General features: G+C 62.4%; 13 protein-coding genes. 1 reads left to right on the plus strand and 12 read right to left on the minus strand.

Annotated elements, in window-relative coordinates:
• Position 1: 1 nt before the first annotated feature.
• The 12 genes from AC1RBR_RS19550 to AC1RBR_RS19605 all read right to left on the minus strand — a co-directional run bounded on the left by AC1RBR_RS19550 (position 2) and on the right by AC1RBR_RS19605 (position 11,601).
• A complete protein-coding gene (locus AC1RBR_RS19550; RefSeq protein ID WP_492566201.1) occupies positions 2-598 on the minus strand; it encodes a nucleotidyltransferase family protein in 597 nt (198 codons plus the stop codon).
• Entirely contained in the window at positions 595-1,575 is a 981-nt protein-coding gene (locus AC1RBR_RS19555; RefSeq protein ID WP_492566203.1) for an XdhC family protein, read from the minus strand. Before AC1RBR_RS19555 ends, AC1RBR_RS19550 begins: the two co-directional genes overlap by 4 nt.
• Positions 1,575-3,896, minus strand: coding sequence for a xanthine dehydrogenase family protein molybdopterin-binding subunit (locus tag AC1RBR_RS19560; RefSeq protein ID WP_492566205.1), 2,322 nt, complete (start codon positions 3,894-3,896; stop codon positions 1,575-1,577). The genes AC1RBR_RS19555 and AC1RBR_RS19560 overlap by 1 nt, the downstream gene beginning before the upstream one ends.
• Positions 3,893-4,363, minus strand: a complete 471-nt coding sequence (locus AC1RBR_RS19565; protein ID WP_095137197.1) for a (2Fe-2S)-binding protein — start codon at positions 4,361-4,363, stop codon at positions 3,893-3,895. Before AC1RBR_RS19565 ends, AC1RBR_RS19560 begins: the two co-directional genes overlap by 4 nt.
• A 394-nt stretch (positions 4,364-4,757) precedes the next feature.
• Complete coding sequence (gene murB / locus AC1RBR_RS19570) at positions 4,758-5,777, minus strand: UDP-N-acetylmuramate dehydrogenase (protein WP_166496909.1); 1,020 nt, start codon at positions 5,775-5,777, stop codon at positions 4,758-4,760.
• Positions 5,774-6,238 (minus strand): low molecular weight protein-tyrosine-phosphatase, encoded by a 465-nt coding sequence (locus AC1RBR_RS19575; RefSeq protein WP_456017705.1) that lies wholly within the window; start codon positions 6,236-6,238, stop codon positions 5,774-5,776. Before AC1RBR_RS19575 ends, murB begins: the two co-directional genes overlap by 4 nt.
• Positions 6,238-7,002 (minus strand): 3-deoxy-manno-octulosonate cytidylyltransferase, encoded by a 765-nt coding sequence (kdsB, locus tag AC1RBR_RS19580; RefSeq protein ID WP_095137195.1) that lies wholly within the window; start codon positions 7,000-7,002, stop codon positions 6,238-6,240. Before kdsB ends, AC1RBR_RS19575 begins: the two co-directional genes overlap by 1 nt.
• Complete coding sequence (locus tag AC1RBR_RS19585) at positions 6,999-7,184, minus strand: Trm112 family protein (protein WP_003174668.1); 186 nt, start codon at positions 7,182-7,184, stop codon at positions 6,999-7,001. The genes kdsB and AC1RBR_RS19585 overlap by 4 nt, the downstream gene beginning before the upstream one ends.
• Before the next feature lie 21 nt (positions 7,185-7,205).
• The gene (lpxK, locus tag AC1RBR_RS19590) at positions 7,206-8,216 is read right to left on the minus strand and encodes a tetraacyldisaccharide 4'-kinase (protein WP_492566208.1); all 1,011 of its coding nucleotides are present in this window, start codon (positions 8,214-8,216) and stop codon (positions 7,206-7,208) included.
• Positions 8,216-8,644, minus strand: coding sequence for an ExbD/TolR family protein (locus tag AC1RBR_RS19595; protein ID WP_027612340.1), 429 nt, complete (start codon positions 8,642-8,644; stop codon positions 8,216-8,218). The genes lpxK and AC1RBR_RS19595 overlap by 1 nt, the downstream gene beginning before the upstream one ends.
• Positions 8,641-9,276, minus strand: a complete 636-nt coding sequence (locus AC1RBR_RS19600) for a MotA/TolQ/ExbB proton channel family protein (protein ID WP_095137193.1) — start codon at positions 9,274-9,276, stop codon at positions 8,641-8,643. Before AC1RBR_RS19600 ends, AC1RBR_RS19595 begins: the two co-directional genes overlap by 4 nt.
• A gap of 111 nt (positions 9,277-9,387) precedes the next feature.
• Positions 9,388-11,601, minus strand: coding sequence for a DNA internalization-related competence protein ComEC/Rec2 (locus AC1RBR_RS19605; RefSeq protein ID WP_492566209.1), 2,214 nt, complete (start codon positions 11,599-11,601; stop codon positions 9,388-9,390).
• 136 nt (positions 11,602-11,737) lie between these two features.
• Here AC1RBR_RS19605 and AC1RBR_RS19610 point away from each other — a divergent pair, with 136 nt between their 5' ends.
• Complete coding sequence (locus AC1RBR_RS19610) at positions 11,738-12,256, plus strand: DUF2062 domain-containing protein (RefSeq protein WP_183784414.1); 519 nt, start codon at positions 11,738-11,740, stop codon at positions 12,254-12,256.
• Positions 12,257-12,294 lie beyond the last annotated feature (38 nt).

Below are 12,294 nucleotides of genomic sequence, written 5' to 3' on the forward strand. Positions count from 1 at the left end.
CTCAGAATTGAGGAAATATCAGAGACTCAGGCACATCGATATCCCACAACACCCCGCGATCATCCACCGACACTTGAACTACCCGCCCCTGCTTGAACAACGGCCTGGCGCCGCGATCACCGCTCAACGCCTGCAACCCCGGCCCGAACGAACGCCCGAACCCCACCGGATGCCCAAATTCGCCGTCCTGCACCGGTACGCTCACGGCGTCCTCGGCCATCGCCGCCACCACCCACTCAATACTCGACGGCAAAATAAACGGCATATCCCCCAGCACAATCAACCAGCCATCTGCATCCGGACAAACCGCGACGCCAGCCGCAATACTGTCACCCATCCCGGTCGATTCAATCGAGACCACCTCACAACCATAGGCCTGCGCCATACGCATGGCCTGCGGTCGTGCTTCTGTGGTGACCAGCACCCGCTTGTCCAAGTCGGCCGGCAGATTCAGCAACACCTGCTCGATCACCGAGCGCACCGCGCCATCACGCCCGGTGCAATCGGCCAGCAGCTTGTCCTTGTCGGCACCGGCAACCTGACGAAAGCGGCTGCCCTCACCCGCTGCCAGCACAATCACTGCGATGGATCGACTCATGGCGCCTCCACAACTTTCTTCTGTTTCAACTCGACGCCGTTCTTGATCGCGACGATTTCCGCCAACAACGACAGGGCAATCTCCGCTGGCGAATGACTGCCAATGTGCAGACCGATCGGCCCGTGCAATCGCGCAATGGCTGCCTCTGACAAGCCTAGCTGAGCCAGATTGTCCCGGCGCTTCTGGCTGTTGACTCGCGAACCGAGCGCACCGACATAAAAGGCCGGCGAATCGAGCGCAGTGAGCAACGCCATATCATCCAGACGGGGATCGTGGGTCAGCGCGACGATAGCCGTGCGCTCATCCGTTTGAATGCTCAGCACTGCGTCATCCGGCATGCCCGGGACAAAGCGACCGTGATGCTCTTCCCAACCGTAGACGAACTCTGTGCGCGGATCGCAGATCAGCACTTCGAAATCCAGCAACCGGGCCATATCGGCCACATAGCGTGACAGCTGTCCGGCGCCGATCAACAGCAGCCGCCAGCGCGGGCCATAAATGGCGCGCAAGGTCTTGCCATCGAATACCAGCACATCGGATTTGCTCGCCGCTGACAGCAGCACTTCACCGGTTTCGATGTTCAGCTCGCGGGCGACAATCTCGTGCGCTTCACATCGCGCGAGCAACTCGGCGACCCACGCCGGATCAGCGATTCGTTCTTCGGTCAGGCGTAACGTGCCACCGCACGGCAAGCCGAACCGTGCGGCTTCTTCCCGGGTCACGCCGTAGGTAATCAGTTGCACCGGCGGGCCGTCGCTGGCGATGCGCCCGTCGTGCAAACGGGCGATCAAGTCATCCTCGACACAGCCGCCCGACACCGAACCGATCACCACGCCGTCCTCGCGCAACGCGAGCATCGCGCCGGGTGCCCGGGGCGCGGTGCCCCAGGTCTGCACCACACTGAACAGCACCACCCGCTGCCCGGCGCGGCGCCATTCGAGCACGCTGCGCAGGACGTTGAGATCGGCGCTGTCCATTACGCCTGCGCCTTCTGCCAGCCCTGCAACTGATAACGCACCGGCAAGTTACGGATGCGCTGGCCAGTGGCGGCGAAGATCGCATTGCACAGTGCCGGCGCAATTGGCGGCACGCCCGGCTCACCGACTCCGCCCAACGGCACATCACCCGGCGGCGTCACCAGATGCACGGCAACTTCCTTCGGCGCCAGCGACATGCGCGCCACTTCGTACATATGGAAGTTGTCCTGCTGAACCTTGCCGTCCTTGAAGCTGATTTCACCCAGCACCGCGTTGCCCAGGCCCATGACACAGGCGCCTTCGAACTGCGAGCGGATGCGCTCAGGGTTGATCTGCGGCCCGCAATCGACGGCGATGTCAGCCTTGTGCAGGATCAGCGTGCCGTCGTCCTTGACCTCGACTTCGATCACCGCCGCCACATAGGTGACGAAGCTGTAATGCACCGCCAGGCCGAGGCCGCGCCCTTTCGGCAATTGGCGTCCCCAACCGGCAGCCTTGGCCGCAGTTTCCAACACCGTGCGCATGCGCCCGGTATCGATCGGGTAGCGCTCGGGGGATTCGCCATAGTTCCACTCCTCACTCAAGGTGCGCGGGTCGATCTGGCGATCCGCGCCGAGCAACTTGATCTGATATTGGAGCGGATCGACGCCGGCCTTATGCGCCAATTCATCGACGAAACTCTGAATCGCAAAACCGTGAGGAATGTTCGACACCGAGCGATACCAGCCGACGCGGGTGTGCACCGTGGCTTCGGGGTTTTCCAGGCGCACGTTGGGAATCGCGTAAGCCATATTGGTGAAACCCATGCCCAGTTCGAACGCCGCTTCATGATTCATGCCCGGAGCGAACAGCGCAGTAATGCTCGGCGCCACTGTGCGATGCAACCAGCCGGACGGCATACCATCCTTGCCGACAGCAGCTTTCAAATACTCGGCGGACACCGTGTGGAAATACGAGTTGTGGATGTCGTCTTCGCGGGTCCATTGCACCCGCACGGCTTTACCGGGGAACTCCTTGGCAAGGATCGCCGCCTCGACGACGAAATCCGGTTTCGATTTACGGCCGAAACCGCCGCCCAGCAGCGTGACGTTGAAGGTTACATTGTCGAACGGCAGCCCCAGGCGCTCGGCGATGCGCTCGCGAGTCACCTGCGGCGCCTGACTCGGCGCCCACGCTTCACACACACCTTTGTCGTAGCGAGCGATGGCAACCATCGGCTCCATCGGTGCCTGGGCCAGATGCGGCAAATAGTAAGAGGCTTCGAGACTGCTCGCTGCGCCGCTCAGGGCTTTGTCGATATCGCCAGTGTTGCGCACCACTTTGCCGGGTTTGCGCGCCGCTGCTTCCAGTTCCTTGCGGTAAGCGATCGAGTCATAACTGGCGTTGGGGCCGTCGTCCCACTCGATCTTCAGCGCCTCGCGGCCCTTGATCGCCGCCCAGGTATTGCTGGCAATCACCGCTACGCCGCCCAGTGGCTGGAATTCGGAAGGCAGTGGACGGCTCTCGATCTGCATGACCTTCAGCACACCCGGAACCTTCAGCGCGGCGCTGTCATCCAGCGACTTGACCTTGCCGCCGTACACCGCCGGACGGGCGATGGTCGCGTAGAGCATGCCGTCGAAATGCACATCGGCGCCGTACACCGCGCGCCCGTTGACAATGTCGGCACCATCGATGGCTTTGGTGCCTTCCTTGCCGATGTAGCGAAACTCCGACGGTTGCTTGAGGCGCAGGCTGTCACGCGCCGGCACTGTCAGCGCACTGGCGGCAGCGGCAAGTTCGCCGTAACCCAGCTCGCGACCGGATGGTTTGTGAATGACTTTGTGCAACTGCGCATGGCACTCGCCCACCGGCACCTGCCACTGCGCGGCGGCGGCTTGCTCCAGCATGGTCCGGGCCGCCGCGCCGCAACGGCGCATCGGTTCATACCAGTGACGCATGCTGCGCGAACCGTCAGTGTCCTGGTTGCCGAAACGTACTTCGTCACCCGGCGCCTGCTGGACTTTGACCTTGGCCCAATCGGCGTCCAGTTCATCGGCAACCACCATGGTCAGGCTGGTGCGCACACCCTGGCCCATTTCCGAGCGGTTGCAGACCACGGTGACCGTGCCGTCTGCGGCAATGCTGACGTAAACCTTGGGATCGTCAATCCAGCCGTTGGGCATGCCATCAGCACCGAACTTCTTCGGCGCGTCTTCAGCCAGTGCATCCTGCCAGCCCCAGCTCGCGGCCAGCACCAATGCGCCCGTAGCGCCGACGCCTTTGAGAAAACCGCGGCGGCTGAGATTGCTCAGGGCGAAATCATTCGGCAAGCGGCTCATGCCTTGGCCTCCTTCAGGTGAGTGGAGGCCTGACGGATCGCGGTCTTGATCCGGTTGTAGGTGCCGCAACGGCAAATGTTGCCGACCATGGCCTCTTCGATCTGCTCGTCGCTCGGGTTCGGATTGGTTTTTAGCAACGCCGTGGCAGACATGATCTGCCCGCCCTGACAGAAACCGCACTGCGCCACAGCGCTGTCGAGCCAGGCTTGCTGCACCACTTGCCCGACCGGATCGGCGTGCAGATTGTCGATGGTGCTGACGTTTTGCCCGACCACCGAGCCGATCGGCGTGATGCAACTGCGCGCCGGCAGGCCGTCGATATGAATGGTGCAGGCACCGCACAGGCCCATGCCGCAGCCGAATTTGGTGCCGTTGTAACCGGCGACATCACGGATAGCCCACAGCAGCGGCATGTCTTCCGTGACATCGAGGGAATGGTCTTGACCGTTTAGTTTCAGGGTAATCATGGGCACGCCCGCATATTTTTAGTGGTTATGGGGTCGAGCAGAACTGGCGGTGGTTCACGCAGATCGACTCAGGCTAATGGGCCAATACACATCAGTGAAGCCGAACACTGAACCTGTGGCGAGGGAGCTTGCTCCCGCTGGACTGCGGAGCAGGCCCTTCTTGAAAGCGGGGCCGCTACGCGCCCCAGCGGGAGCAAGCTCCCTCGCCACAGGGTCATCGCTGACTGATATGTGGTTGGCACAGGCTCTCTTGTGCCGACGCGAACATCTGCACCGGGCCTTTGGTGGAACAAATGACGGTTATCGTTAGCTGGCTAAGTTAACCCACCGTTAACAAAAAAGCCCTGCACTTTTTATCAGTGCAGGGCTTTGGATACCGACCTGAAGCGTAGCCTCAATAGCGGTTCGGCTCCATTTCCAGCTCGACATTGAAACGTTCGGCAATATCTTTCTGGATGCGTTGCGCCAGATCGAGTAACTGCAGACCGGTCGCGGTGCCGTAGTTGACCAGCACCAGCGCCTGCAATTTATGCACGCCGGCATCGGCCTCGCGGAAACCTTTCCAGCCAGCGCGCTCGATCAGCCAGCCGGCAGCCAGTTTCATCTGCCCGTCCGCTTGCGCATAAGCCACCAGATCCGGGTGTTGCGCCTTGATCTGCTCAACCAGCGCCGCTGATACCAGCGGATTCTTGAAGAAACTGCCAGCATTGCCGAGCACCGCCGGATCCGGCAGTTTTTCGCTGCGAATACTGCAGATCGCGCGGCTGACGTCGCTAGGCGTCGGTTGGTCAATGCCTTGCTCGGTCAGGCGCTGACGCACCGGGCCGTATTCCAGATGCAGATGCGCGACACGATCAAGCTTGAAGCGCACCCGCAGGATCAGCCAACGCCCCGGCTGCTGCTTGAACAGACTGTCCCGGTAGGCGAAGTTGCATTCTTCCAGGCTGAAGTCGCGCAGCTCGCCGGTCTGGCGATCCAGCGCGGTCAGCCCGGCGAACACATCCTTGATCTCGACCCCGTAGGCGCCGATGTTCTGCATCGGCGCTGCACCCACGGTGCCGGGAATCAGGCTGAGGTTTTCCAGACCGGAAAAACCCTGCGCCAGCGTGTGCAGCACGAACGGGTGCCACGGCTCGCCGGCTTCAGCCTCGATCACCACGCGGTTGCCGTCGTCGCTGATCAACCGAATGCCTCGGGTCGCCATGCGCAGCACCAGTGCCGGGATGTCTGCGGTCAGCAGCAGGTTGCTGCCGCCGCCGATCACCAGCAACGGCAGGTCATGGGCAGTCGCATAGGCCAGCGCTTCGCGCACGTCGGCGTCGCTGTGGGCCTCGGCGAACAACTGCGCGCGAACGTCGACGCCGAAACTGTTGAACGGTTTCAGCGAAACCTGTGATTGAAGCTGCAAACTCATAACCGACCCTTCACTTCGATCAACAGTTGGTCACACGCCGCCTCGATCAGGTCCAGCACCTGTTCGAAGCCCTGATCGCCGTCGTAGTAAGGATCCGGCACTTCATCGACCACACCGGCATAACGGCGCAGGAACAGGTCCAGCTCGGCTTTGCCGGTGGATGGTTGCAGGGCCTTGAGGTTGCGCAGGTTGCTGTTGTCCATGGCCAGAATCAGGTCGTAACTGGCGAAATCGGCGCGGCTGACCTGCTGCGCGCGTTGCGCCGACAGGTCATAACCACGCACTTTGGCTGCTGCCTGGCTGCGCTTGTCCGGCGGATTGCCGACGTGCCAGTCACCAGTGCCGGCGGAGGCCACTTCGACCTGATCCGCCAACCCCGCTACACGCAATTTGTGGCGCAACACGCCTTCAGCGGTCGGCGAACGGCAGATGTTGCCCAGGCACACGAACAGAACGCGCATCAGGCCCCCAGCAGGCGACGAACGCGCTCGAGGTCTTCAACGGTGTCGACCCCGGTCGGCGGCGCGATCAACGCATCGGCGACATGAATCCGCACGCCGTGCCACAAGGCACGCAGTTGTTCGAGGGATTCGGTGTTTTCCAGCCAGCATGGGCCCCAGCTCACGAAGTCCTGGAGGAACCCGGCGCGGTAGGCATAAATGCCGATGTGGCGGCGATACGGCACACCTTCCGGCAACTGCTCGCGGCTCTTGGCGAACGCGTCGCGGGCCCATGGCAAGGTGGCGCGGCTGAAGGTCAGGGCCAGGCCATTAAGGTCGCTGACGACCTTGACCACGTTCGGGTTGAACAGGGTCTCCACGTCTTCGATCGGCTCGGCCAGGGTGGCCATACGCGCTTCGGTGTGGGCGGCGAGGTTAGCCGCGACCTGATCGATCACGCTTGGCGGAATCAGCGGCTCGTCACCCTGCACGTTGACCACGATCGCGTCCGGCGCAAGGCCCAGTTTGGCGGCGACCTCAGCCAGACGATCGGTGCCGGAATTGTGGTCTTCACGGGTCAGCACCACTTCCGCGCCGAACGCCTTGCAGGCCTCGACGATGCGCGCATCGTCAGTTGCCACCACCACACGGCTGGCGCTGCTTTTGCTCGCCTGTTCCCAGACATGCTGGATCATCGGCTTGCCGGCGATATCCAGCAGCGGTTTGCCCGGCAGGCGGGTCGAGGCGTAACGCGACGGAATGACAACGGTGAAAGCAGTGGTCATTTATCCAGACGCTCGTCAGTGGTCAGGGTGCGCGCTTCGCTTTCGAGCATCACCGGGATACCGTCGCGAATCGGATAGGCCAGACCGGCACCCTTGCTGATCAGTTCGGTCTTGTCGGCGCTGAGCTTGAGCGGGCCTTTGCAGATCGGGCACGCGAGGATGTCGAGCAATTTGGTGTCCATGAACATTCCCTGGATAAAGAGTTAAGGCAAAAGACGATCGGGCAACAGGCGTATCAGTTGGGTGTCGAACCAGGCCACAAAGGCCGGCGACGGCACGGCATCGACCGCCAGATACCACCAGTCGTCTGCTGCGAAGGCACGGCACTTCACCGCGTCTTTTTCGGTCATCACCAACGGCAATGACGGTGTGAAATTCAAGGCCTGCACGCTGTATTCGGCGTGGTCGGCAAACGCATGGGGGACTGCGCGCCAGTCTAGCGCTTCGAGGGTATTGAAGAAACGTTGCGGATTGCCGATCCCGGCCACCGCGTGCACCGATTGGCCGGGCGCAAAATGATCGAGCGGCTTGCGCTCGCCGCTGCGCAGATTGACCAGTGCGGTCGGTTGCAGGCGAAACGCGAAGCCATCGTCGCGGTCTGCCGTGGCACCGTTGAACAGCACACCGTCGACGCTTTGCAGGCGCTCGATCGGCTCGCGCAAAGGACCGGCGGGCAGGCAGCGTTTGTTGCCCAGGCCCCGGGCGGCGTCGATCAGCACCAGCTCCAGATCCCGCGCCAGACGGTAATGCTGCATGCCATCATCGGAGAGGATCAGATCCAGCGGCTCACTGGCGAGCAAGGCTTTGACCGCCGCGCTGCGATCAGGGTCGATCATCAGCGGCACGCCGGTGCGCTGCACAATCAACAGCGGCTCGTCGCCAGCGATGTCGGCGCTCTGCTCGGCGGTGACCCGCCACGGCAGTTGCGGTGGTTTGGCGCCGTAACCACGGCTGACTACACCAACCCGCAGGCCTGCGCGTCGGCAATGATCGATCAGCCACAAAATCATTGGCGTCTTGCCAGTGCCGCCAACGGTAATGTTGCCGACCACGATCAACGGCACCGGCGGTTGATAGATCTGGCCTTCGCCGTCAAGAAAACGCTGACGCTTGTTGACCACCACGCGGCGATAAAGCATTTCCAGCGGCCGCAGCAGCGTCAGGGCCGGATGCCCCTGATACCACGCGGCGAGCATACGATCGGACAGGCTCATCAGGATTTGGGCGCCGCCTCGACCGTGGTCATACGCAGATGGCTGAAACCGAGCTTGCCGGCCGCGTCCATGGCGGTGATCACCGATTGGTGTTGGGTCTTGCCGTCAGCGCTGATCGACAACGGCATGTTGGTGTCGCCGTTGGCTTCTTTCTGCATGGCTTCCATCAGCGTCGCCAGGTCGTTTTTCGGCAGAATCTTGTTGTTCACCGAAAACACGCCTTCGGCGCTGATCGCGACGTCCAGCTGCTTGAGTTGTTGATCTTCGGCCGGCGATCCGCTGACCGATTCCGGCAGATCGACGCGCAACTGAGTCTCGCGGGTGAAGGTGGTGGTCACCACGAAAAACAGCAACAGGATGAACACCACGTCGATCAGCGACGCGAGGTTGATGTCGATCGTTTCCCGGGGTTTGCGACGGAATTTCACGCTTTGTCCCCGGCCAGATCGACGTCACGGTCGCCCTGCACTACTTCGACCAGTTTGATCGCTTCCTGCTCCATGCCCACCACCAGCTCATCGATGCGGCGCTGCAGGAAACGGTGGAAGAACACCGCCGGAATACCGACCATCAGGCCCGCCGCGGTGGTGATCAACGCCTTGGAAATACCGCCGGCCAAGACCGAGGCGTTGGTGGTCATGCCGGAACCGGTGAAGGCGCTGAAAATGTCGATCATGCCCAGTACCGTGCCCAACAGACCCAGCAACGGCGACATGGCAGCAATGGTGCCCAGCGCGTTGACGTAGCGTTCGAGCTCGTGAATCACCCGCGCCGCGGCTTCTTCGATGCATTCCTTCATGATCTCGCGACCATGCTTGGAGTTGGCCAGGCCCGCGGCGAGAATTTCACCCAGCGGCGAGTTGGCGCGCAATTCCTTGAGCTTTTCTTTATTGAGCTGCTTGTCCTTGATCCAGACCCAGACCTGGCCCAGCAGATGCTCGGGGGTGACGCGGCTGGCGCGCAGGGTCCACAGGCGCTCGGCGACAATCGCCATGGCCGCGATGGAACTCAGAATGATCGGCAACATCATCCAGCCGCCGGATTTGACCAATTCCCACACAGTGACAGTCCCCTCGAAAAAGTGCGCCACTTTACCATACCGGTTGGCGATTAAGACCCGCTGCCCCGACGACCTGATGCCGCATTCGGCGATCCTGCGATCAATGGTGTTTCAACGCCAGAAGCGCCGCTGTTGACGCATCAGCCACGGTGCCTGAAAGCTGCCCAGACGCAGCTGAATGGCGCCGTGCTGCGCGCTGTCATAGATGCGCAGCCCTTGCTGGCGGTAACGCGCCAGCACCAGCGGGTGCGGATGACCAAAGGAATTGCCCTGCCCCCGGGAGATCAGCACCGAATGCGGGCGTAATGCCCGCAGCAAAGCCATCGAAGAGGAACTGCGGCTGCCGTGGTGCGGTGCTTGCAGCCAGTGCGTCGGCACTGCCAATGGACTCTCCAGCAACACCCGTTCGGCAGCCGTGTCGATATCGCCGGTCAGCAACAGACGCTCGCCATTGGCCTCGATCTGCAACACACAAGAGCGCTGATTGCTGTCATAGGCCGCCGCCCATTGCCACAGCTGAAAACGCACCCCGTCCCACTGCCATTGGCGCCCGCTTTCACAGGCTTCGGCGCGCAGTATGGCGGGCAACCCTGGCGGATCGCCGCTGATCACTCGCGTCACTCTCAGGCCCCGCGATACTGCCAGCGCCCCCCCGGCATGGTCGGCGTCGGCATGACTGAGCAGCATCAGGTCGATGCGGTTGATCCCCAGTTTGTACAGCGCTGGCAGCACCACCCGCTCCCCCAGATCGAAATCGCCGAAGCGTGGACCGGCGTCGTAGAGCAATGTGTGATGACGCGTGCGGATCAGGATCGCCAGGCCCTGACCGACATCGAGCTGCCAGATCTCGGCCAAACCCTCGGCCACTCGCTCGCGAGGCGGCGCCAGCAGAATCAACAGCAACGGCCAGCCCAACGGTCGCAACGGCACCCCACGCGGCAACAGCAACAACAAGGCGCCGAGACTGCCAATCAACAAGGCCCACCACGCCAGCGACGGCGAGATCCACGCCGGCCACACCCCGGCGATCAGCGACAAGCCACGAAACAGCCAGTCGATCAAACCACCGGCCAGCCACAACAAGCCTGCACCGACGTAAGGCACCGGCAACAACAGCGTGCCGAGCAGTGCCGGTGGCAGCACCAGCAGACTGACCCAAGGCACCGCCAGCAGATTCGCCAATGGCCCGCTGAGGCTGATCGGCAGGTTCAGCGCCAGCAACACCGGGCACAGGCCCAGCGCAATCAGCCATTGCGCCCGGGTCCAGGCCTGCCACCATCTCCACGCACCGAGTCGCCCGCCGAAGGTGAAGATCAAAATCCCTACCGCGGCGAACGACAGCCACAAACCCGGACGCAAACTGGCTAACGGGTCGAGCAACAGCAACGCATCGAATGCCAGCAACAGCGGCCACCACGCGCCAAGATGGCGAAAGCGTAGGCGCCACAGCAACACCAGCCCGACCATCACGCAGGCCCGTTGCACCGGCACATCAAATCCGGCGAGCAAGCCGTAACCGAGCGCCGCGGCAAACGCCAGCCCGCAGGCCCATGGCAGCCATGGCCAGCGCAGCGGCCACAGCCCAAAACGCGCCAGTCCGGCGACCAGCAGATACATTACCGCCGCCAACATCCCGATGTGTTGACCGGAAATCACCAGCAGATGCACGGTGCCGGTGTCCTGCAGGATCTGCCAATCCTCGCGGCTGAGCCCGGAGCCGTCGCCGAGCACCAGCGCCGCCAATGCACCGCCCCGGCCTTGCGCGTCCACTTCAAGCAAGCGCTGCCGAATGCTGTCGCGCCATGCCCAATTTGCCTCGGCCAGGCGCTGACCATCCTTGATCGTGCCGGTCGCACCGATGCGTTGCGCCAGCAGCCAGGCTTCGTAATCGAAGGCCTCGGGATTGAGCAAACCACCGGGGCGCCTGAGCTTTACCGCCAGGCGCCAGCGTTCGCCGCTGTTGAGCGGCGGCCCGGCGTACCATGCCAGACGCATCAATGACGGCAATTTTTCGTGTCGCGAGCGGGCATCGGCCAATTCGAACCGCACCACTCCCTCGCTGGTTTGCGGCAAACCGACCACCCGCCCCTCAACCCAACGGGTTTCGCCATCAAGCGCTGCGGGCAGGCGATCATTCAATGCCCACTGCGCACTGACGCACGCCCAAGTGAAACCGAACAGCAGAAACGCCAGGGGATAGCTGCGAAACGGCAGCAACATCAGCCCCACCAGCGGCAACAACATCATCAACCCGACCGGCGGTAACACCGGCAAAAAAACCGGAACCAGCAGACCGACTGCCAGCGCCATCATCCCTGTGCGCATAAGCCCGTCCTTGAGAGTTCCTGCATTAGGCGTAGCTGGTAGGAAGCCTGCTCGTCGTCAACAATTGTCACAAAGTCTGAATGGGCGCTTCGTAGAATCCAGACATACTTGCCGCCTTAACCGACCGAGAAGCCCTATGCCCCGGCGCTTATTCAAACGTTACATGCCCGACCCGACGAGCATCAGGGAACACAAATCCTTACGCTTTCTCGGCAAGTTGCTGCATGACCCGAACCTCTGGCACCTCAATCGTCACTCGGTGGCCCGGGCGATGGCCGTCGGGCTGTTCGCCGCATTCCTGCCGATTCCGGCGCAGATGCTGGTGGCGGCGGCACTGGCAGTTAGCGTGCGCGGCAACATGCCGATTGCCGTGAGCCTGGTGTGGCTGACCAACCCGATCACCATGCCGGCGGTGTTTTTCTGCACGTACCAGACCGGGGCCTGGCTGATGAATGTGCCCGCCCGCACCCTGCCCGACTCGTTGACCTGGGAATGGATCAGCGGAGAGTTGTCGACCATGTGGCAGCCGTTTCTGCTGGGATCGGTGGTATGCGGGCTGCTACTCGGCATCCTCGCCTACTTCACGGTGATGCTGTACTGGCGCTGGTGGGTGGCGCGGCAATGGGCGCGGCGCAAGAAAAGCCGCATGCGCTGAATGCAAAACGGCCTCCGCAGTGGAGGCCGTTTTTTTGT

The sequence above is a fragment of the Pseudomonas sp. GW823-FHT01D03 genome (assembly GCF_058798255.1).